Raw genomic sequence first — 21,881 nt, 5'->3', positions numbered from 1 at the left:
GGCGTGGGTCTTTCAAGCTCACTTCGTCATACAGGCCACATCGCCGAGACGGGGTGCCGCGCCGCCTTCCATGGTGACGGACGGATCGGCACGGGCTGTGCAGTCACCCTTCGCGCCACTGCCGGAGCGGAAATGCACGACGGGTTGGCCTTCGATGAAGATGCTCGGCACGATCGTGTAGAGTTCCGGCGGGCAATTGGCCACATCCGACAGCCGCAAGGCAGGCAAGCCGCCGATCATCACGCTGCTGGCACCGGACAGCGCGCAGGACGGCAAGGGCGTTGCCGTTTCGGCAAAGGCCATAACCGGCTGAGCCAGCAATATCAGACTTATGGCGAGACAGGTTCTTGCCATCATCACACATCCTCCCGAGCCAGAAGCGGCCATTGATCAGCCGCTCCTGACCACACAGCATGCAGAAAAGACACGTTCATGACCACAGGCAATTTCACCGTCATCGAAAACCAATGGATCGTCCTTGAGGATGGAACGCGGCTTGCGGCGCGCATCTGGATGCCGGAGGGGGCAGAGACCAGCCCGGTTCCCGCAGTCTTCGAATTCCTGCCTTATCGAAAACGGGATGGCACCAGCCCGCGTGACGAATCCACCTATCCGGTGTTTGCCGCAGCCGGCATCGCCGGTGTTCGCGTCGATATTCGCGGTTCGGGCGAATCCGATGGCGTCATCGATGGCGAATACACGCCGCTCGAACTGGCAAATGCCTGCGAACTGATTGCCTGGATCGCCGCCCAGCCCTGGTCGAACGGCTCGGTCGGCATGATGGGCATCTCCTGGGGCGGGTTCAACTGCCTGCAGGTGGCAGCCCTCAAACCGCCGGCGCTGAAGGCCGTCATCTCGATCGCCTCGACCGTCGATCGCTACAATGACGACATTCACTACAAAAACGGCACGCATCTTTCCGCACAACTCTCCTGGGCGGCAACCATGCTCGCCTATCAGTCCCGCTCTCCCGATCCGGCGCTTGTCGGCGACCGCTGGCGCGAGACGTGGCTGGAGCGGCTGGAGAACGAACCGTTCTTCCTGGAGGAATGGCTGCAACACCAGCGCCGCGACGATTTCTGGAAACATGGCTCGATCTGCGAGGACTTCGAAGGCTTCCCCGTTCCCGCGATGGTGATAGCCGGCTGGGCTGACGGATACCGCAATACGCCGATGCTCGCGGTCGAGGTGCTGGGCGACAAGGCCAAGGCGATGATCGGCCCCTGGGTGCACAAATATCCGCACTTCGCCTGGCCAAAACCCCGCGCCGATTTCCACGGTGAGGCAATCGCCTGGTGGAACCACTGGCTCAAAGGCGAGGACACCGGCGTCGAAGCCATGCCGCAGATGCGCGCCTATATTCTCGATGGACCCAAACCAGCCTTGCGCCGCGACACCGATCCGGGCTTCTGGATCGCCAAGGAGCGCTGGACCGCACCGCAGATGCAGCCGATGCACATCGGCCCAACAGGCACGCTCGAATTCGGCAAAGGCCAGGCCAATGCGGTGCGCCACGTCCACTTGAAATCACCGCTCGACACCGGCACGGCCTCCGGCGAATGGTTCACGTTGAAGCCCGACGCGGAAATGGCCGGCGACCAGCGTGTCGACGATGCCGGTTCGCTGACCTTCCAGACCGCACCGCTCACGGAAGCCTTCGATGCTCTGGGACAACCGGTGCTGACGCTGGATGTCGCCTGCGATGCAGATTGGGCAAACCTGGCGGTTCGCCTCGTCGATGTTCACCCCGATGGCTCCGCGACCCGCGTCACCTACGGGGTGCTCAACCTTGCCCACCGCGACGGCAATGCAGAGCCGAAGGCCATGGTCAAGGGCGAAAAGACGACCGTCAGGCTGGTGCTTGACGCCTGCGGCTACCGCTTCGGCATCGGCCACCGCATCCGCATCTCGCTGTCGACCGCCTATTGGCCGACGATCCTGCCGGCGCCGACCGATCCGGGCCTCACCATCGACACGGGGAGCCTTGCGCTCGACCTGCCCATGCTGGGCGAGCATAATGCCATTATCGTGCCGGAGCCGGAAAACCCCGATCCGCTGCCGACCTATATCGAGCATGCCCCATCGGAAACCCGAAGGAGCGTGGAGCGCGACCTCATCAACGGCAAGACAAACTACCGGATCTACGAGGACACCGGCCTGTTCGAACATCCCGACACCGGGCTTTCGACACGCCAGCTGCGCGACGAGATCTGGTCGATCGCGACCAATGATCCACTGTCGATGACCGGGGTTTCCACCTGGACCTGCGACATGGCCCGCCCCGGCTGGTTCGTGCGCACCGTCTGCGTCGCTTCGATCGCCTGCACGCAGACCGAATGGGTAATCTCGGCCCAGGTTAGGGCGTTCGAAGGGAAACCCAGATCTTCGAAAAGACCTTTGGCAAGGCGATCGCGCGGGACTTCATGTAGCCGGGGATTCGATGCCGCGTGGGCCGTGGGCTTCAGGCGCTCAGGCCTGCGTCAGTTGCTGAAGCACCTGCAAGGCCCGCTCTGCATCGGCCTCGGGAACGAAGACATGATCGTGATAATAGGCTGCGACGACATTGGCGCTGATCCCTGCATGCGTCAAAGCCGCAGCGATCGCGGCCGTGAGTCCGACGGCCTCCAGCGCCGAATGCACGTTCAGCGTGATCATCCGCATGACCGGGCCATAGGAAAGCCCGGCTGTGTCAGCCGCCTGCCTTTCGAGAATGAGGGTCAACCCCTCTTCCTCGCGAAAGAAACCTTGCGCTGACATGGCAAGCGACGCTGCCGGGTGATCAAGGGCGATGGTGGAATAGACGAATGTTGCGGGATGGAGGCCTGGGCGCATCTCGCGCAGGAGCCTGGAAAGATCGGTGATCCCTGTTGTCATCATCGCCACGGCCCATATCGGTATCTTCAACTGGCCTAGCAACATCACGCCTGCGTGCAAGCCAGGCTGCCCGCTGTCACTTCGGCGTGAGACACACACTTGAGAATTGACCGCAAGCAGCGACTTGCGCAAGGATTTCCGATGATCGCCTGACGCAAGATCGGCGGCGGGCGAAAAGTCAGACCCATCATGAAAAAACGAAATTCCGGGAGAGATAGGACCATGAAGACCATGTTCGAGATGCCATCGTCCAGACGTGCGGTCTTTGGCGCGATTGCCGCCGCAGCGGTTGCTGTGGGGCTGTTTTCAGGCTCCGTAAAAACCGCCGTTGCCGCGGAACCGGCCTTCGTCATCCCGCCGCCGTCGATCGACGAGACCGCTGGTGCCGATACCGAGAAAGCGGTCTTTGCCGGTGGCTGCTTCTGGGGCGTGCAAGGCGTCTTCCAGCATGTGAAGGGCGTGAAGAACGCGGTGTCCGGCTATTCCGGCGGCGACAAGGAAACAGCGACGTATGAAGCCGTCAGCGGCGGGCGGAGCGGCCATGCCGAAGCGGTCGAAATCACCTATAATCCGAAGGAAGTCACCTACGGACAATTGCTGCAAGTGTTCTTCTCTGTCGCCCACAATCCGACCCAGCTGAACTATCAGGGCCCGGATCACGGCCCCCAGTACCGCTCGGAGATCTTTACCACCGACGAAGAGCAGGCAAAGATAGCCCAGACCTATATTGCCGAACTCGACAAGACCAAGATCTTCGGCGAGCCGGTGGTGACGAAGGTGTCGTCGCTTTCGGAGTTTTACCCGGCCGAGGACTATCATCAGGATTTCCTGACGCTCTACCCGACCCATCCCTATATCGTCTATAACGACATGCCGAAGATCGACAACCTGAAGGCCCTGTTTCCGGCCGCATTCGCCAGCACGCCAGTGCTGGTATCGAAGGCGAAGGGTTAAAGCGAGCCGACAAGCCCCGAGACACCACGGCAGAGATGATCGAAACCGCGGCGTGCGCCTTCGCTCATATGACGCGCGCGCAGCCAGGCATGGATCATCTGCGGCTCTTCGCGAAACGTGACATCGACACCCGCCGTGATCAGCCGCGCCGCATAAAGCCGCGCATCGTCCCGCAGCGGATCGAAATGCGCCGCCGTGATATAGGCGGCCGGCAAGCCCTTGAGGTCACCAGCCTTCAGCGGATACGCGAACGCATCGTCTTCCGGCGCACGCAGAACCTCACGGTAATATCCGACATCGGCTGTCGACAGGCCCGGTGCCTGTGCCATTTCGCGGTATGAACCCGAGACAAGATCACCACCAAGCCCCGGATAGATCAGCACCTGCCCGACAATCCCGGACACACCCTTCTCCCGGGCTTTCAAGACGATCCCCGCTGTCAGATTGCCGCCTGCGCTATCGCCAACCACCACCAGAGGGCGGCCATCCGACAACAACCACGTCAAAACCTCGAAACAATCGTCGAAGGCGGCGGGCCAAACATGCTCCGGTGAAAGCCGGTAATCAATGGAAACCAGCTCGGCCCTGGCCGCATGCGCAAGCTCGGCACAGATCGCATCATGGCTATCGAGAGAGCCGACAACGAAGCCGCCGCCATGGATATAGAAGATACGGGTCTGCGTGGTGATGTTGGCAGGCCGGTAGCGACGGACCGGAATGCGGCCAACGACCATCTCGTCCTGTCGCGTCAACCCTTCCGGCGAAGGCGCATCGAATTCGGCGCAGAGCGCGTCATACCACTGGCGTTGCTGGGCAATCGGGGCGTCGACAGCGTCGGCAGGATAAAAATCCTCACAGCGTTTGTGGAAGGCAAGGATGCCCGGTTCGGTGGGCATGGGGGAAGGTTTATACTGCGTCATCGTCGCCTGCCTGTGGTGTTTCGTCTCTGCTAGCAAGATCGCTAGCCGAAAGATGTCTGGAAATCGACAGAAAGGATGAAACGGTGATCAATCTCGACTGAGCACGCGGCTGGCGCCGGCACATCTTGCCACGCCCCCTTCCCGCATGTTAACTGCCACCATGGCCTTCACGCTCCGACAGCTCCAGTATTTCATCGCCGTTGCCGAACAAGGCTCCGTCACGCGCGCGGCACAGAACCTGTCGATCTCGCAGTCGTCGATCACCGAGGCGGTGAAGGAGCTGGAAAGCGATCTTGGCGTCGAACTGTTCGAGCGCCATCCGCGCGGACTGCACATCACCCATAACGGCCACCAGTTCCTGCGCCACGCGACGAAGATCCTCGCCGATGTCTCGGACGCGCGGCGCTCGTTCTCGCAGGAGCGCGAGACCCGCAGCGGCACGCTCAATCTCGGTGTCACGTCGCTCGTCGCGGGCTATGTGCTTTCCGACCTGCTCGCCCGCTACCGGCGCGCCTGCCCGGGCGTCGAGGTCAGCGCCATCGAGGACAACGGCTCCTATCTCGAGCATCTGCTTGTCGGCGGCGAACTCGATGTCGCGGTCATGGTGATTTCCAACCTGCGCGACCGCATGGCGCTGCAGGCGGAAATCATCGAGACCTCCCCTACCGCCTCTGGCTGCCGCTCGGCCATCCCTTGGTCTCCGCAGACATCATCTCGGTCGCCGATATCGCCAAGGAACCACTGATCATGTTGACGGTGGACGAAATCGAGGAGAACACCGGCAAGCTCCTGACGGCACTCGGTGCAAGGCCGCATGTCGCTTTCCGCACGCGATCTGTGGAAGCGGTCCGCAGCCTCGTCGCCACCGGCGCTGGCATCGCGCTCCTGCCGGATCTCGTCTATCGCCCCTGGTCTCTTGAAGGCGACCGCATCGAAAGCCGGGACGTCTCGGGCGCGCTGCCCGTGGTCCAGGTCGGCATGGTCTGGCGCAAGGGCTCGGGCCTTCCGCAATCGGCCAAGGATTTCATCGGCGTCGCGGAAGCGCTCCGGAGCGGACGGACACGCTGAACATCCGATATCGGAAAAACCGATAGCGCCATTCTGATTAATGAATTTGCGAAAGCGGCAAAATAGCGGCACCTTTCATCCGGGAACAAAACCGTAAAAATGCGGACCTCAAACCGGGAGACTTCACGATGAAGCAGATTCTGAAATCCTGCACGGCGCTCACCCTTTCGCTCGCCTTTGCGACCCATGCCTTTGCGCAGGAGCCGCTGAAGGAACTGGGTGCCGGCGAAGGCGAACTCTCGATCGTTGCCTGGGCCGGCTATATCGAGCGCGGCGAGACGGACAAGAACTACGACTGGGTCACGGGCTTTGAAGAAAAGACCGGCTGCAAGGTCAGCGTCAAGACCGCGGCGACCTCCGACGAAATGGTCGCGCTGATGAACGAAGGCGGCTTCGACCTCGTGACGGCTTCGGGCGATGCTTCGCTGCGCCTCGTCGCCGGCAAGCGCGTGCAGCCGATCAACACGGCGCTGATCCCGAGCTGGTCGACGATCGACGAGCGCCTGCAGAACGCCAAATGGCATACCGTCAACGGCACGCATTATGGCACACCCTATGTCTGGGGGCCGAACGTCTTGATGTACAACACTGAGGCCTTCAAGGGCGAGGCGCCGAAGAGCTGGAAAGTCGTCTTCGAGGAAATGACGTTGCCGGACGGCAAGTCCAACAAGGGCCGCATCCAGGCCTATGACGGGCCGATCCATGTGGCGGATGCTGCCAATTACCTGATGTTCCACAAGCCGGAACTTGGCATCAAGGACCCTTACGAACTCAACGAAGACCAGTTCAAGGCGGCGCTCGACGTGCTGCGCGTCCAGCGCACGCTCGCCGGCCGCTACTGGCACGACGCCATGATACAGATCGACGACTTCAAGAACGAAGGCGTCGTCGCCTCCGGTTCCTGGCCCTTCCAGGTCAACCTTCTGAAGGCCGACAAGCAACCGATCGCCTCGGTCTTCCCGGAAGAAGGCGCGACCGGCTGGGCGGACACGACCATGCTAGCCACTGAGAGCGAGCACCCTAACTGCGCCTATATGTGGATGGAGCATTCGCTCTCGCCGAAGGTTCAGGGCGACGTCTCGGCCTGGTTCGGCACGGTTCCTTCCGTTCCGGCCGCCTGCAAGGGCAATGAACTCCTGACCGACGAAGGCTGCGCCGCCAGCGGCTACAACGACTTCGAGAAGATCAAGTTCTGGAAGACGCCGGTTTCCAAATGCGAAAGCCAGGGCGAATGCGTGCCCTACCACCGCTGGGTCTCCGACTATATCGGCGTTATCGGCGGGCGTTGAGCGGGAGCTCGGATCTGATCTCCCCCTTGTGGGGGAGATGTCAGCTTTGCTGACAGAGGGTAACTAGCCCCAACCTCGGAATTACCCCCTCTGTCCCTCCGGGACATCTCCCCCACAAGGGGAGATTACAATAACCTTGATCGCTCCCTCATGAAGGAGGCGATGTCGCATGCCCACGGAGTCCCCATGACCGCCGCCGTCCTGTTTGAAAACGTGTCGCGCCATTTCGGTGCGGTCAAAGCCGTCGATGCGGTCGATCTTGCCGTGACGGAGGGTGAGTTCTTCGCCATGCTCGGTCCCTCCGGCTCGGGCAAGACGACCTGCCTGCGGCTGATGGCCGGCTTCGAGCAGCCGACCGGCGGGCATATCGAGATTTTCGGCGAGACAGCCGAAGGCGTGCCGCCCTATCGCCGCAGCGTCAATACGGTGTTTCAGGACTATGCCCTGTTTCCGCATCTCTCCATCCTCGACAATGTCGCCTATGGCCTGATGGTCAAGGGTGTCGGCCGCGAGGAGCGGCGCAAGGCAGCCGAGGACGCGCTGTCGATGGTCAAACTGCCGGGTTACGGCCAGCGCCGGCCGGGCCAGCTTTCCGGCGGCCAGCGCCAGCGCGTGGCCCTTGCCCGCGCGCTGGTCAACAAGCCCAAGGTGCTTTTGCTCGACGAGCCGCTCGGCGCGCTCGACCTCAAGCTGCGCGAGCAGATGCAGGAAGAACTGAAGACCCTGCAGAAATCGCTCGGCATCACCTTCGTCTTCGTCACCCATGACCAGGGCGAGGCCCTGTCGATGGCCGACCGCATCGCGGTGTTCAACGATGGCAAGATTCAGCAGCTCGGAACGCCGGAGGATATCTACAAACGGCCGCAGACGCGTTTTGTCGCCGATTTCGTCGGGTCGTCAAATGTCCTGTCGAGCGCTACCTGCGCGCAGCTCGGAATTACCGCCGGTGCAGCAAGCCTGCGCCCCGAGGCGGTCACAATCGGCGCCGCCGGTGCGGACCGGATGAGCCTGTCCGGCACCGTTATCGCCCGCAGTTTCCTTGGCGCCGTCAACCGGGTCAGCGTCGATTGCGCCGGTGAAAAGATCATCGTTGCTAACCCGGCATCGCTTGCCGTTCCGGAAATCGGCGCGACCGTAACCCTGTCCTTCGAGCGCGGCGATGTGCATGCGATGGAGGCGGCATGACGTTCACCGCCGAAACATCCATCCTTCCGAAACGGGCCGGCTTGCTTGGTCGGCTGTCCGACTTCCTCTGGAAGCACCCCTCTGTGCTGCTCGCCATCCTGCTTGGCCCGCCGCTGCTGTGGCTCGGCATCATCTATGTCGGCTCGCTGCTCGCGCTTCTGCTGCAGAGCTTCTTTGCGATCGATGATTTCTCCGGACTGATCAATTACGAATTCACCTTCGCGACCTATCGCCAGCTGCTGTCGGATGCCAATTTCGACATCATCGTCCGCACCGTGACGATGGCCGCTGTCGTGACCCTGTTTTCGGCCATCATCGCCTTCCCGATCGCTTATTATGCGGCGCGTTATGCCAAGGGGAAATGGAAGGCGATCTTCTATCTCGGCATCATGCTGCCGCTCTGGTCGAGCTATCTTGTAAAGATCTATGCCTGGAAGTTGATCCTCTCCAAGGAGGGTATTTTCACCTGGGTTTTCGAGAAACTGCATCTCATCTGGCTGCTCGATGCCTGGCTGGCGCTGCCTGTCATCGGCGGCAACTCGCTCTCGGTCAGCTATACCGGCACCTTCATCGTCTTCGTCTATGTCTGGATGCCCTTCATGATCCTGCCGATCCAGGCAGCGCTCGAACGCGTGCCCGGCAATCTCATCGAAGCCTCGTCCGATCTCGGCGGAACACCGGCGCAGACCTTCCGGCACGTGCTGTTTCCGCTGGCCCTGCCCGGCATCGTCGCCGGCTCGATCTTCACGTTTTCGCTGACGCTCGGCGACTACATCATCCCGCAGATCATCGGCTCATCGCGCCTCTTCATCGGCCAGGCGGTCTATGCCCAGCAGGGCACCGCCGGCAATATCCCGCTCGCTGCCGCCTTCACCGTCGTGCCGATCGTCATCATGGGCGTCTATCTCTGGGCCGCCAAACGAATGGGGGCCTTCGATGCGCTCTGACCGCTCCGTCTCCGCGCCTCTTGGCCTGAAGATCGCCGCCGCTGCAGGCCTTGCCTTCCTGCATATCCCGATCCTCTTGATCTTCCTCTATGCCTTCACGACCGAGGAAAAAGCTACCAGTTCCCGCCGCCCGGCCTCACCCTGCAATGGTTTGCCGTCACCTGGAATCGGCCGGATGTCTGGGAGGCACTGACGCTGTCCGTCAAGGTTGCCAGCATCGCGACCCTGATCGCGCTGGTGCTCGGAACGCTCTGTGCGGCAGCCGTCAGCCAGACGCGGTTCTTCGGCCGCGAGACGGTCTCGCTGCTGGTCATCCTGCCGATCGCCCTTCCCGGCATCATCACCGGTATTGCCCTGCGCTCCGCCTTTTCGATGGCGGATATTCCCTTCTCGTTCTGGACCATCGTGCTAGGCCACGCGACCTTCTGCATCGTCGTTGTCTACAACAATGCCGTCGCCCGCTTCCGCCGGGTCTCCGGCTCGCTGATCGAGGCCTCGATGGATCTCGGCGCCGATGGTTTCCAGACCTTCCGCTACATCATCCTGCCGAACATCGGCACCGCCCTTCTGGCTGGCGGTATGCTCGCCTTCGCCCTGTCCTTCGACGAGGTGATCGTCACCACCTTTACCGGCGGCCAGCAAGCGACGCTGCCGATCTGGATGCTGGAGGAATTGATCCGGCCGCGCCAGCGACCGGTGACCAATGTCGTCGCCATGGTCGTCGTGCTGGTCACCTTCCTGCCCATTCTGGCAGCCTATTACCTCACCCGCGATGGCGACCAGATCGCCGGCGCCGGCAAATGATGCGACTATAAAAGGGAGAACGCACATGGACACGCAACTGCTGATCGGCTCGCGCTTCGAGGCCGGCACGGAAACCGAAGAGCTGATCCTCAATCCGAAAACCGGCGGCAAGATTCTTGACCTCGCCGAAGCTTCCCATGCGCAGGTCGATGCTGCCGTGGACGCAGCGGAACGGGCCTTCTCCACCTGGTCGATGACAACGCCGGCCGAACGCTCGGGATACCTCCTGAAGATTGCCGATGCGATCGAGAAGGATGCGGATGGTTTTGCCGCCCTCGAGGCACTGAATTGCGGCAAGCCGATCAATGCCGTGCGCAATGACGAACTGCCGGCGATCGTCGATTGCTGGCGCTTCTTTGCCGGTGCGATCCGCTCGATGCACGCACCCGTTTCCGGCGAATACCTGCCGGGCCATACCTCGATGATCCGCCGCGATCCGGTCGGCATCGTCGGCTCGATTGCGCCCTGGAACTATCCGCTGATGATGATGGCCTGGAAGCTGGCCCCGGCGATTGCCGGTGGCAACACCGTCGTCTTCAAGCCCTCGGAGCAGACGCCGCTGACGGCGCTGAAGATGGCACGCCTGCTGTCCGGCATCCTGCCGGAAGGCGTCGTCAACGTCGTTCTCGGCCGTGGCGAGACCGTAGGCAACACGCTGATCAACCATCCCAAGATCGGCATGGTGTCGATAACAGGCGATATCGCCACCGGCAAGAAAGTGCTGCAGGCCGCCGCCAAGACCGTCAAGCGCACCCATCTCGAACTCGGCGGCAAGGCCCCGGTCATCGTCTATGACGATGCCGACCTCGAGGCCGTGGTCGCCGGCATCCGCACCTTCGGCTACTACAATGCCGGCCAGGACTGCACCGCCGCCTGCCGCATCTATGCGCAGGACGGAATTTACGAAAAGCTCGTGGCAGACCTTACATCAGCCGTTTCGACCATCAGGTACAACTTGGCTGACGACACCGAAAACGAGATCGGCCCGCTGATCTCCAAGCGCCAGCGCGACCGGGTTGCCAGTTTCGTCGAGCGCGCCACGGAGCAGAAGCATATCGAGATCACCACCGGCGGTGCACTCGGCAGCAAGGACGGCTTCTTTTCCAGCCGACAGTGGTTGCCGGCGCCACCCAGGAAGACGAGATCGTCCGTCGCGAGGTGTTCGGCCCCGTTGTCTCCGTGACGCGTTTCACCGAAAACGAACAGGCCGTCAAATGGGCCAATGACAGCGACTACGGCCTTGCCTCCTCCGTCTGGACCAAGGACATCGGCAAGGCGATGAAGGCTGCCTCGCGCCTGCAATATGGCTGCACCTGGATCAACACGCATTTCATGCTGACCAACGAGATGCCGCATGGCGGGGTCAAGCAGTCCGGCTACGGCAAGGACATGTCGATTTATGCGCTGGAGGATTACACGGCCGTTCGCCATGTGATGATCAACCACGGATGACCTTTGCCAGGCCGCGGCGCCCGAATATGGCGCCGCGGCCGCCTGCCTGCTTTATTCAGAAATTCCTCATGGAACAAACAGCCTGCTGGGGCGTTTATCGGGACATGTTATTGTCGAGGAATGTGCAATGCTGAAGTGGGCCATTATCTTTCTTCTAATTTCGCTGGTTACCGGCTTTTTAGGATTTTCCGGCGTCTCCGCGGCCACGGCGACCGTTTCGAAAATCCTCTTTGCCATCGCGATTGTCGTCTTCCTGATTTTCGTGGTCCTCGCCTTCACGGCCGGCAGCCTCGTACTCTGACAGCGGTCAGACATCCAGTCGAAAGCCTGTCACGCAATGCGCGGCGGGCTTTTTCAATTTATGGGGTTGAACCTCGCCGATAAGGATAGGTCCGTCCTGGCCAAGGAACGACCCGTGACCTCCTTTGCTCCCGCTGACCTGCCGATAAAGCCAACAGGAGCGCCGGCACTTTGAACTCGACCGAAGGCACGCTATATGTGCCTTCGGAGGACTGAATGATCTGGATCATACCTGCGCTTGCCGGCTTGCTTGTCGTTTATCTCGCCGCGCGTTTTTCCCGCTTCCGGCGTTTTTCCGAACCGGTCGTATCGGTGGCCGTTGCTGCCGGCCTGATATCGGCATTCATCGTGTGGTGGACGGATGACGCAGGAAAGGCTCCGATCAAGGAGCCGCAGAACACAGTCGCCATATCCGCCATTCTCCCTGAGAACATCGCGATCACTGATCTCGTCGTTGCGCAGGGCTCGCCCGCAACCACGCACCACCTGAGCGCGACGATCCGGAACAACAGCAATCTGGGGCTCGATTATTTCACCCTCGTAGTCACCATGCAGGATTGCCCGAACGACGTCTGCATGCAGATCGGGCAGGACGAAGCCCTGGTTTTTGCGCGCCTCGGCCCCGGGCAATCCGAGACGATCCGCAAGACGCTGACTTTTCGCGTATCATCGCTCTCGCCGCCGACGGCTGTTCGCTGGGGCTACCGGATCGAGAAGATCCGCACCACCCGTTAAGGCCCTGTCGCAGAAATATTTGATGCGAACTGTCGGGTTCGGCGCTACTTCTTCGTCCTTTGTCAGACGAACCGGAGCGTCCCATGCTGTATGCCATCCTCTGCTACAATGACGAGACCGTCACCTCGGCCTGGTCGGAAGAAAAGACCGCGCGACCATGGAGCGGCTCGCCGCCGTCGAGACCCGCCTGTCCGAGGCCGGACGTCTCGGACCGGTGGCGCGGCTGCTGCCCACGACATCGGCAACCACACTGCGCAAGGGTCGTGAGGAGCCGTTGATCGTCGATGGGCCTTTTGCCGAAACCAAGGAGCAGTTGCTCGGTTTCTTCATCGTCGACTGCGCCGATCTGGAAGAGGCCCTGTCCGCCGCCCGCGACCTTGCCATCGCCAATCCGGAAGGCGGCGCCTATGAAATCCGGCCGCTTGCTATCTACAAACCGGGGAACCCAAGAGATGACCGACATCGCCTGGATCGACAGGGCGCTGAGCGCTGCGCGTCCCCAGGCGATGGGCGCGCTCCTGCGCTATTTTCGCAATCTCGACACCGCCGAGGAGGCTTTCCAGGAGGCCTGCCTTCGGGCCCTGAAAACCTGGCCCGACAATGGTCCACCCCGCGACCCGGCTGCCTGGCTGATCTTCGTCGGTCGAAACAGCGGCCTCGACACGATAAGGCGCGCGGCAAAGCAGGTGCCGCTGCCACCCGAAGAGACACTGTCGGATACCGGCGACGCCGAAACTGACATGGCAGAACGCCTTGATGGCCAGCACTACCGCGACGATATCCTGCGTCTCCTCTTCGTCTGCTGCCATCCGCAATTGCCTGCAACGCAGCAGATCGCGCTGGCGTTGCGCATCGTCTCGGGCCTCTCCGTTCCGCAGATCGCCCGCGCCTTCCTGGTTGGCGAAAGCGCCATGGAACAGCGCATTACACGGGCAAAGGCACGCATCGCTTCTGCGGGTGTGCCTTTCGAAATACCAGACGCCAGTGAACGCGCCGCCCGACTGAGGGCCGTGTCCGCCATGATCTACCTTGTCTTCAACGAGGGATACTCCGCCGAGGAAGGCAACGGCCGCGCGGCCCGACCGCTTTGCGATGAAGCAATCCGCCTTGGAAGACTGCTCTTGCGCCTCTTTCCGTCAGACCCCGATATCATGGGGCTGACGGCGCTGATGCTGATTCAGCACGCGCGCACACCGGCACGTTTCGACGCACAGGGCAACATCGTCCTGCTTGAGGATCAGGATCGTGGTCTCTGGCTTCGCCCGATGATCGATGAGGGCCTGTCGCTGATCGACAAGGCCATGCGTCATCGCAGCCCCGGCCCCTACCAGATCCAGGCGGCGATTGCCGCCCTGCATGCCCGTGCTCCACAGGCCGAGGATACCGACTGGCAACAGATCGACCTGCTCTATACTTCGCTCGAGCGGCTGCAGCCATCGCCGGTCGTGACCCTCAATCGTTCCGTTGCCGTTTCGAAAACCAGGGGACCGGCGGCAGCCCTCGATCTGATCGAGCCGCTCGCCGGTCGATTGTCCGGTTATTTCCATTTCCACGGCGTCCGCGGCAGCTACCTGCTCAAACTTGAGCGACCGGACGAGGCGCGCATTGCCTTCAATCACGCCATTGCGCTTGCAAAGACCGTCGCGGAAGCCAGCCATATCCGTGCCCACCTCGATCGCCTGATGAAGGACAGCGCAACAACAATTGTCGAAGAAATCTGAACCGAACTGTCGGGACGCGACATGCTCATTCGTCCTTGGTTCAGTCCCCAACTGAGGAAGGATCATCACCATGACCGAAGCAACCACGACCACCGGAAACCGTGAACTCGTGCTCACCCGCCTTCTCGACGCACCGCGCGATAAGCTGTTCAAGTGCTGGACGGATGCAGCGCTTTTGAAGCAGTGGTTTGTTCCCGCTCCGTGGACCATCGCGCACGCCGAGGTCGATGTCCGCACCGGCGGTTCAAGCGTCATCGTGATGGCCGATCCTGATGGCAACGAATTCCCCAATCGTGGCGTCTATCTCGAAGTCGTCGAAAACGAGAAAATCGTCTTCACCGACGCCTATACCCATGACTGGCAGCCGTCGGAAAACCCGTTCTTCACCGGCATCATCACCTTTGCCGACGAGGATGGAAAGACGCGCTACACCGCGATTGCCCGCCACTGGACCGTCGAAAACTGCGAAAACCACGAGAAGATGGGTTTCCACGAAGGCTGGGGCCAATGCGCCACCCAGCTCGAAGCACTGGCGAAAACACTTTGAAACGGGAGGATGAACCCATGCCGATACAAAACCCGAAAGGCATGACCATCGCCGGATACAGTCTGAGCGGTTTGGTGATTCTGTTTCTGATCCTCGACAGCGTCATCAAGCTGGTGCCGATCGCCGAGGTCACGCAAACCATGGTCCAGCTCGGCTATCCGGCCTCGGACGCTCTTGCCCGCGGCCTCGGCATACTGACCCTGATCTGCGTGGCGCTCTATGCCGTCCCGAAGACATCGCTTCTGGGCGCGGTTCTGCTCACGGGCTATCTCGGCGGCGCGATTGCGACCCATCTGCGCGTCGGCAGCCCGATCTTCACGCACCTGCTCTTCGGTCTCTATCTCGGTCTGCTGCTCTGGGCCGGGTTGTGGCTCCGCGATCCGCGGCTGCGCGCCGTAATGCCGTTCATCCGCTGAGCAGCACCGCCGCGATCCTCGCGGCGGTTCCCCGATCAACTTGGACGGCTGATCTCGTCCAGATACCAGTTGATGTAACGCAACTCGTTCTGCTCCATCGGCGCGATCGGGCCGGGCACGAAATAATGCGAGCGCACGCCCCGCGAGGTGTGCTCGATGATCGACTTGTCTTCGTCGGTCGTCACCGTCCAGAGCCATTTCAGCTTTTCGAGGTCGTAGTCGACGCCTTCCTGCGCCTCGCCGTTGACGAGCCAGATCAACTCCATCTCGCAGGCTTCCGGTCCCTTGGGAATGAAGCGGTAGATCATGCCATGATCGGGATAGCAGACGAGAAACGACGTGCCGCCGAGATGCACGGAGGTGACGCCGCCATCGAACTCGGTAAAACGGCCCATCAATGGGGCGAGCGGAGAGCCATCCTGGCTGCCGGTCTTGACGCCGTCATAGAGCGCATAACGGAAGGCATGGATGGTTTCCTTGCCGTTTTCAGAGGTCTGCCAGTGATCGCCGGAACCGACCTCAATGCCGAGCGCGCAGGTCCGCTCCTCCATCGCCGCATTCAGTGCCTCGATCATATGCAGCGGCTGTTCGAGCGCATGGGTCTGCGAATATTCCGGATGGGCCGGGCCGCAATGATAACACTCGACATAGTTCTCGACGGCCAGCTTCCAGTTGGCATCGACCGGGTAGCTCTGCCGGTAGGCCACCTTCGCCTGCCCCCAGCCATATTGACCGCAGGTGGCATGCAGGAGGTTTTCGACCTCGGAGAAATCCAGCGGGTTTTCGGCGAAGGAAATGAACACCAGCCCCTCGGCGACGCGGACATGCAGTTTCTTCAACCCATGATCTTCCCGCTTGAACTCCTTCGGCATCATCCGAGCAGCCTTCAATGCGCCGTCATTGCCATAGGTCCAGGCGTGGTACGGACAGACGAACACCCGGGCATTGCCCTTGTCCTTCGTGCAGACCTCCGCGCCGCGATGGCGACAGACGTTCAGGATCGCATGAACAGTCCCGTCCGCATGCCGCGTCAGGATCACCTGCTCGGAGGCCATGCGAAACACTTCGAAATCGTTCGGATTGGGGATCACGCTCTCATGCGCGACGCAATGCCAGTGGCGGCGAAAGACGCGATCGAGATCCCGCTCGTAGATGTCCAGGTCGATGTAGAACGGACGCGTCAGGCCGTGGCCGGGCTTGTGGGCGGCGACGAGCTGGTCGATGCGGTCGGGCGATGGTGCCGCCGTGGTCTTGGTGTCAGGTGCGAGCATGGGAATTCCTCCAGGCTGAAGAGCGCGTGGCGCACCCCCTCTGTCACTCCGTGACATCTCCCCCACAAGGAGGGAGATCGGGCGATCGCGGATAATTTTCTGTCCAACAACAGCCGATTGAACGGATGTGGAGCGATGATAAGTGGAAAGGGCCGCAGCGGTTGCGGCCAATCTCCCCCTTGTGGGGGAGATGTCACGGAGTGACAGAGGGGGTGATCCCGGCAAACGCTGACGTGTCCCGTCTCATGTCCGCACCCGCTCAGCCTTAGGATCATACATCGGCGCCAGCGACGCTTCCGCCTTCACCCGCACACCCGCAATCTCGATCTCGTAACGCGAGCCCAGCACATCCGCCTCGCTCTCACCCTTGCACGGCACATAGCCGAGGCCGATCGCGCCACCGAGATGGTGGCCGTAATTGCCTGACGTGATCGTGCCGACGATCTTGCCGTCGCGAACAACCGCCTCGTTGTGGAACAGCAGCGGCTCGGGATCAGTCAGCCGGAACTGCACCAGCCGCCGCGACAGGCCGGCATCCTGCTTCTTCAGCACGGCATCGCGGCCGATGAAACGGCCTTTTCCCGGTTTCACCGCAAAACCGAGGCCCGCTTCCAGCACATGATCTTCATCGGTAATGTCATGGCCGAAATGACGGAAGGCCTTTTCGATGCGGCAACTGTCGAGCGTATGGATACCGCAGAGCTTCAGCCCGACATCGGCCCCCGCTTCTTCCAGCGTCTCGAACACATGCGCGGTCTGGTCGGTCGAGACATAAAGCTCCCAACCGAGTTCGCCGACATAGGTGACGCGGTGGGCGCGGGCGAGGCCCATGCCGATCTCGATCTCGCGCGCCGTGCCGAACGGATGCGCCGCATTGGAAAAATCGTTCGGGCTGACCCTGTTCATCAGCTCCCGCGCCTTCGGCCCCATGACGCAGAGCACCGATTCCGCTGCAGTCACATCGGTAACGACGACGAATTCATCGGCGATATGCTTGCGCAGCCAAGCGAGATCCCGCTGCAGCGTCGCGCCGGGAACGACAGCCAGGAACGCCGTCTCGGAAAGCCGCGTCACCGTCAGGTCGCTCTCGATCCCGCCGCGCGCGTTCAGCATCTGCGTGTAGACGATGCGGCCGGATGCGACATCCATCTGGTTGGCGCAGAGCTTTTGCAGGAAGGACAGCGCATCAAGGCCCTCGATGCGGATCTTGCCGAACGACGTCATGTCGAACAGGCCGACGCCGTTGCGCACCGCCAGATGTTCGTCGCGCTGGTTGTCGAACCAGTTCTGCCGCTTCCAGCTGTATTGGTATTCGCGTTCCTGGCCTTCCCTCGCAAACCAGTTGGCCCGCTCCCAGCCCGCCACTTCGCCGAACACCGCACCGCGCGCCTTCAGCTGCTCGTGAAGGGGCGAACGCCGCACGCCGCGCGCGGTCGCCATCTGGCGATAGGGAAAGTGATCGGCATAGAGCAGCCCCAGCGTTTCCGTCACGCGCTCCTTGAGGTACCTGCGGTTCTTCTGGAACGGCTGCGCCCGGCGGATATCGACTTCCCAGAGGTCGAAGGGCGGCTCGCCGTCGTTCATCCACTGCGCCAGCGCCATGCCGGCCCCGCCGGAGGAGACGATACCGATGGAATTGTAACCGGCGGCAACCCAGTAACCCTTCAGCTCCGGCGCTTCGCCGAGATAATAGCGATCATCCGGCGTGAAACTTTCCGGGCCGTTGAAGAAGGTATGGATGCCCGCCGTTTCCAGCATCGGCATGCGGCCGACCGCCTTTTCGAGGATCGGTGCGAAATGGTCGAAATCCTCCGGCAACTGATCGAAACAGAAGTCCTCGCGGATGCCGTCCATGCCCCAGGGCTTGGCTTTCAGCTCGAAGGCGCCGACCAACATCTTGCCGGCGTCTTCCTTGTAATAGGTGCATTCGTCCGGCACGCGCAGCACCGGCAGTCGCGGCAAGCCGGCGACCGGCTCGGTGACGATATAGAAATGTTCGCAGGCATGCAGCGGCACCGTCACGCCGGACATGAGGCCGAGCTCTCTGCCCCACATACCGGCCGCATTGACGACATTCTCGGTCTCGATCGTGAAGGTCTCGCCATTCTGCATACAGCTAACGCCAGACACCCGGCCGTCCTTCCTGTGAACGGCCGTGACCTTGACGCCTTCGAGAATGGTCGCACCGTTCTGCCGCGCGCCCTTGGCCAGCGCCATGGCGATATTGGCCGGATCACACTGGCCGTCGAGCGGCAGGTGCACGGCGCCCACGACATCCGACACGTTCAGATGCGGATACATCGCCTTGACCTCATCAGGCGAGATTTCCCGCACATCGACATCAAAGGCGCGGGCAAGCGAGGCCTGCCGGTAAATCTCTTCCCTGCGCTCCTCGGTGAGTGCCACCGTGATCGAACCGCACTGGCGCATGCCCGTGCCGATACCCGTTTCGGCCTCAAGCTTGGTGTAGAGATCCGCCGAGTATTTGGCGAGCCGCGTCATGTTCTGGCTGGCACGCAGCTGGCCGATCAGCCCGGCCGCATGCCATGTCGTGCCGGATGTCAGTTGCTTGCGCTCCAGCAGAACGACGTCTGTCCAGCCGAGCTTCGCCAGATGATAGGCGACCGAACAGCCGGAGACGCCACCGCCGATGATGACCGCGCGGGCCTTTTTGGGGATAGGCTTGCTCATGCGCGCAGTCTTTCATTCTTGGGATCAAACAGAGGCTCATCAGCCTGGACCACAGCCTTGAAGCGGTCGCCATAGATTTCGACCTCGACTTCGGTTCCGGGCTCCGCCAGATCGGCACGCAGCATGCCGAGCGCCACCGATTTGCCGATGCGGTAACCCCAGTTGCCCGAGGTCGTTTCGCCGACCACCTGGCCAGCATGCCAGAGCGTCGACATGTAGGGCGCGTCGCAATCTCCGGCATCAACTACCAGTGTGACGAAGCGCTTGGTCACGCCGTGCTGCTTCTCGCGCTCCAGCGCCGCCTTGCCCTTGAAATCGGGCTTGCCCCAATCGACGAAACGCTCGAGCCCTCCCTGCAGGATCGTGTAGTCGGTCGAAAGATCACCCTTCCAGGCACGGTATCCCTTCTCGATCCGAAGCGAATCCAGCGCTTCCATGCCAAAAGGCTTGAGCCCATGCTTTTGCCCGGCAGCCCAGACGGCATCGAAGATTGCAGCGGTATCATCGATCTTGGTATGAATTTCCCAGCCGAGTTCACCGGCAAAGGACACGCGCACCAGCTGGCACCACAGCCCGGCGATCTGCACCGACTGATGCGTCAGCCAGCCCTTGGCAAGATCGGCATCGGAGACTTCGGCCAGAATATCGCGCGACTTCGGACCGCACAGGATCTGGCAGGTGAAGTTTTCCGTGACGTCGTCCAGCGTGAACGCCGCATTATCAGGCAGATGTTTTTTCAGGCATTCGAAATCATGCCATTGCGCCGTTGCCGCCGTGATCAGGAAGAAGAAATCCTCCTCCAACGCCATGACCGACATTTCGGTGACGATGCGGCCTTTCTCGTCGGCGAAATAGGCAAGGCCGATACGCCCAGGCTTCGGCACCTTGCCGGTGGTCAGCCCAAGCAGCCAGTCACGCGCGCCCTCGCCCTTCAGGCGGTAACGTGAGAAGCCCGGCAAATCGAGGATGCCGGCGGCATCGCGCACGGCAAGGCATTCTTCCTCGATACGCTTTTGCCACGGGCCTGCCCGGTTCCAGGTTTGCGTCGACTCCTCGGAAAGATCGTCACCCGGCTTGGCATACCAGTTGGCGCGCTCCCAGCCGTTATAGGGCTTGAACTGCGCGCCGAGAGCGGCAATCCGGTCATGGATCGGCGACAGCTTCTTGTTGCGCCCGGCGGGCCAGGCATGTTTGGGAAAGTGCATGGCATATTCATGGCCATAGATTTCCATGCCCTTGGCGATGCAATAGTCCTGATCCGTGAAGCTCGTGAAGCGGCGCGGATCGCAGGACCACATGTCCCACTCCGTTTGCCCCTCCGTCACCCACTCGGCCAGCACCTTGCCGGCCCCGCCCGCTTGGCAGATACCGAATGTGAAGACGCAGGCCTCGAAGGCGTTGGGCACGCCCGGCATCGGCCCGATCAGCGGGTTTCCGTCCGGCGCATAGGGGATAGGGCCGTTGATCATCCGCGACAGGCCAGCCGTGCCAAGGATCGGCACGCGCTCGACGGCGTCGTTCAGATACCATTCCAGCCGCTCCAGATCATCGGGGAAAAGCTGGAAAGAGAAATCCTCCGGCATCGGATCATCTGGCGTGATCCAATGCGCCTTGCAGTTCTTCTCGTAAGGACCGAGATTCATCCCCGTCTTTTCCTGCCGAAGATAGTAGGAGCTGTCGACATCGCGCAACAGCGGCAGCTTGTGCCCGGCCTCCCTCGACCACGCTGCCAGCTCCGGAATTTCCTCGAACAGCATGTACTGATGGCTCATCACCATCATCGGCACGTCGCGGCCGAACCACTTGCCGACTTCGCGGGCATAGTAGCCGGCGGCATTCACCACCTTTTCGCAGCGTATCTCGCCCTGCGGCGTCGAGATCACCCACTCGTCGCCCTCCCGGCGCGCGCCGGTGGCGGGACAGAAGCGGAAAATCTTCGCGCCCATGTCGCGCGCGCCCTTGGCCAGCGCCTGCGTCAGCTGCGCCGGATCGATGTCTCCGTCATAGGGGTCGTAAAGCGCACCGGTCAGGTCATGGGTTTCAAGGAACGGATATTTCGACTGGATCTGATCGGGCGACAGAATGTCGAGATCCATACCCTGGTAGCGGCCCATGCCGACGACGCGCTTGAACTCCTGCAACCGCTCCTTCGAATGACCGAGCCGCACCGATCCCGTAACGTGATAGTTCATCGGATAATCGACGAGATCGCCCAGCTCGCGGTAAAGTGAGGCCGAATAGCGCTGCATGTTCATGATCGACCAGGACGAGGAAAACGTCGGCACATTGCCGGCCGCATGCCATGTCGATCCGGCCGTCAGCTCGTTCTTTTCCAAGAGCACGCAGTCCGTCCATCCGGCCTTGGCCAGATGGTAGAGCGCCGAAGCTCCGACCACGCCTCCTCCGATAATCACGACGCGCGCATGAGACGGCAAATTCGACATGTCTGTTCCCTTGTTTTGGGAGCAAGTTTTGACGACGGAGCGGGTCCGCATCAAGCGGTTGAATTTCGCTTTATTGATCGAAGAATTCGATTAGATTGAGCGGAGATTAAAAACCCTCCCCAACCCTCCCCACAAGGGGAGGGAGCCTGCCGAACGCGCCTTGCCTCCTGCGCTTGGTGACAAAGGGCGTGCGGCATCTCGGGTAACCCCTCCCCCTTGTGGAGAGGGTTGGGGAGGGGTCTTCACCACACACACCGGACACA

General features: G+C 61.5%; 16 protein-coding genes and 5 pseudogenes. 15 read left to right on the top strand and 6 right to left on the bottom strand.

Features of this window, described 5'->3' with window-relative positions; all coding sequences use genetic code 11:
* Positions 1 to 18: 18 nt before the first annotated feature.
* The gene (locus tag P6U16_RS19265; protein WP_277701825.1) at positions 19 to 357 is read right to left on the bottom strand and encodes a hypothetical protein; all 339 of its coding nucleotides are present in this window, start codon (positions 355 to 357) and stop codon (positions 19 to 21) included.
* A 75-nt stretch (positions 358 to 432) separates the two neighbouring features.
* Here P6U16_RS19265 and P6U16_RS19260 point away from each other — a divergent pair.
* Positions 433 to 2,429 (top strand): annotated as a pseudogene (locus P6U16_RS19260) (CocE/NonD family hydrolase).
* A 40-nt stretch (positions 2,430 to 2,469) separates the two neighbouring features.
* On the opposite strand, the gene P6U16_RS19255 reads toward P6U16_RS19260, so the two are convergent.
* Entirely contained in the window at positions 2,470 to 2,874 is a 405-nt protein-coding gene (locus P6U16_RS19255; protein ID WP_277703910.1) for an ACT domain-containing protein, read from the bottom strand.
* 231 nt (positions 2,875 to 3,105) lie between these two features.
* Here P6U16_RS19255 and msrA point away from each other — a divergent pair, with 231 nt between their 5' ends.
* Entirely contained in the window at positions 3,106 to 3,828 is a 723-nt protein-coding gene (msrA, locus tag P6U16_RS19250; protein ID WP_277703909.1) for a peptide-methionine (S)-S-oxide reductase MsrA, read from the top strand.
* Here msrA and P6U16_RS19245 read toward each other — a convergent pair.
* A complete protein-coding gene (locus P6U16_RS19245) occupies positions 3,825 to 4,748 on the bottom strand; it encodes an alpha/beta hydrolase (RefSeq protein ID WP_277701824.1) in 924 nt (307 codons plus the stop codon). The genes msrA and P6U16_RS19245 overlap by 4 nt on opposite strands.
* A 160-nt stretch (positions 4,749 to 4,908) precedes the next feature.
* On the opposite strand from P6U16_RS19245, the pseudogene P6U16_RS19240 reads away from it, so the two are divergent.
* The 13 genes and pseudogenes from P6U16_RS19240 (at position 4,909) to P6U16_RS19180 (ending at position 15,212) form a co-directional block, all read left to right on the top strand.
* Positions 4,909 to 5,816, top strand: a pseudogene (locus P6U16_RS19240) (LysR family transcriptional regulator).
* 128 nt (positions 5,817 to 5,944) lie between these two features.
* Positions 5,945 to 7,105: an ABC transporter substrate-binding protein gene (locus P6U16_RS19235; protein ID WP_277701823.1), complete on the top strand. Its 1,161-nt coding sequence runs from the start codon at positions 5,945 to 5,947 to the stop codon at positions 7,103 to 7,105.
* A gap of 186 nt (positions 7,106 to 7,291) precedes the next feature.
* Positions 7,292 to 8,290 (top strand): ABC transporter ATP-binding protein, encoded by a 999-nt coding sequence (locus P6U16_RS19230; protein WP_277701822.1) that lies wholly within the window; start codon positions 7,292 to 7,294, stop codon positions 8,288 to 8,290.
* On the top strand, positions 8,287 to 9,237 hold the full coding sequence (locus tag P6U16_RS19225; protein WP_277701821.1) for an ABC transporter permease: 951 nt from the start codon (positions 8,287 to 8,289) through the stop codon (positions 9,235 to 9,237). The genes P6U16_RS19230 and P6U16_RS19225 overlap by 4 nt, the downstream gene beginning before the upstream one ends.
* Positions 9,227 to 10,041: pseudogene (locus P6U16_RS19220) on the top strand (ABC transporter permease). Before P6U16_RS19225 ends, P6U16_RS19220 begins: the two are co-directional and overlap by 11 nt.
* Positions 9,941 to 11,224, top strand: coding sequence for an aldehyde dehydrogenase family protein (locus tag P6U16_RS19215; RefSeq protein ID WP_349017664.1), 1,284 nt, complete (start codon positions 9,941 to 9,943; stop codon positions 11,222 to 11,224). The pseudogene P6U16_RS19220 and the gene P6U16_RS19215 overlap by 101 nt, the downstream one beginning before the upstream one ends.
* Positions 11,140 to 11,493, top strand: a pseudogene (locus tag P6U16_RS19210) (aldehyde dehydrogenase family protein); the annotation flags it as partial. The gene P6U16_RS19215 and the pseudogene P6U16_RS19210, both read left to right, overlap by 85 nt.
* A gap of 127 nt (positions 11,494 to 11,620) precedes the next feature.
* Entirely contained in the window at positions 11,621 to 11,794 is a 174-nt protein-coding gene (locus tag P6U16_RS19205; RefSeq protein ID WP_158473128.1) for a DUF1328 domain-containing protein, read from the top strand.
* Positions 11,795 to 12,009: 215 nt separating this feature from the next.
* Positions 12,010 to 12,528 (top strand): hypothetical protein, encoded by a 519-nt coding sequence (locus P6U16_RS19200; protein WP_277701819.1) that lies wholly within the window; start codon positions 12,010 to 12,012, stop codon positions 12,526 to 12,528.
* A gap of 83 nt (positions 12,529 to 12,611) precedes the next feature.
* Positions 12,612 to 12,970 (top strand): annotated as a pseudogene (locus P6U16_RS19195) (YciI family protein); the annotation flags it as partial.
* A gap of 10 nt (positions 12,971 to 12,980) precedes the next feature.
* A complete protein-coding gene (locus tag P6U16_RS19190; protein WP_277701818.1) occupies positions 12,981 to 14,249 on the top strand; it encodes an RNA polymerase sigma factor in 1,269 nt (422 codons plus the stop codon).
* Between the two features lie 70 nt (positions 14,250 to 14,319).
* A complete protein-coding gene (locus tag P6U16_RS19185; protein WP_277701817.1) occupies positions 14,320 to 14,796 on the top strand; it encodes an SRPBCC family protein in 477 nt (158 codons plus the stop codon).
* Between the two features lie 17 nt (positions 14,797 to 14,813).
* Positions 14,814 to 15,212, top strand: a complete 399-nt coding sequence (locus P6U16_RS19180) for a DoxX family protein (protein WP_277701816.1) — start codon at positions 14,814 to 14,816, stop codon at positions 15,210 to 15,212.
* 35 nt (positions 15,213 to 15,247) lie between these two features.
* Here P6U16_RS19180 and P6U16_RS19175 read toward each other — a convergent pair whose 3' ends face one another.
* The 3 genes from P6U16_RS19175 to P6U16_RS19165 all read right to left on the bottom strand — a co-directional run bounded on the left by P6U16_RS19175 (position 15,248) and on the right by P6U16_RS19165 (position 21,618).
* A complete protein-coding gene (locus P6U16_RS19175; protein WP_277701815.1) occupies positions 15,248 to 16,483 on the bottom strand; it encodes an aromatic ring-hydroxylating dioxygenase subunit alpha in 1,236 nt (411 codons plus the stop codon).
* 243 nt (positions 16,484 to 16,726) lie between these two features.
* Complete coding sequence (locus P6U16_RS19170; RefSeq protein ID WP_277701814.1) at positions 16,727 to 19,174, bottom strand: FAD-dependent oxidoreductase; 2,448 nt, start codon at positions 19,172 to 19,174, stop codon at positions 16,727 to 16,729.
* On the bottom strand, positions 19,171 to 21,618 hold the full coding sequence (locus P6U16_RS19165; RefSeq protein WP_277701813.1) for an FAD-dependent oxidoreductase: 2,448 nt from the start codon (positions 21,616 to 21,618) through the stop codon (positions 19,171 to 19,173). Before P6U16_RS19165 ends, P6U16_RS19170 begins: the two co-directional genes overlap by 4 nt.
* Between the last annotated feature and the right edge of the window lie 263 nt (positions 21,619 to 21,881).

This window comes from Rhizobium sp. 32-5/1 (genome assembly GCF_029537235.1).
In the GTDB taxonomy this organism is placed as follows: domain Bacteria; phylum Pseudomonadota; class Alphaproteobacteria; order Rhizobiales; family Rhizobiaceae; genus Pararhizobium.
This window is presented reverse-complemented; position numbering and strand designations above follow the sequence as displayed.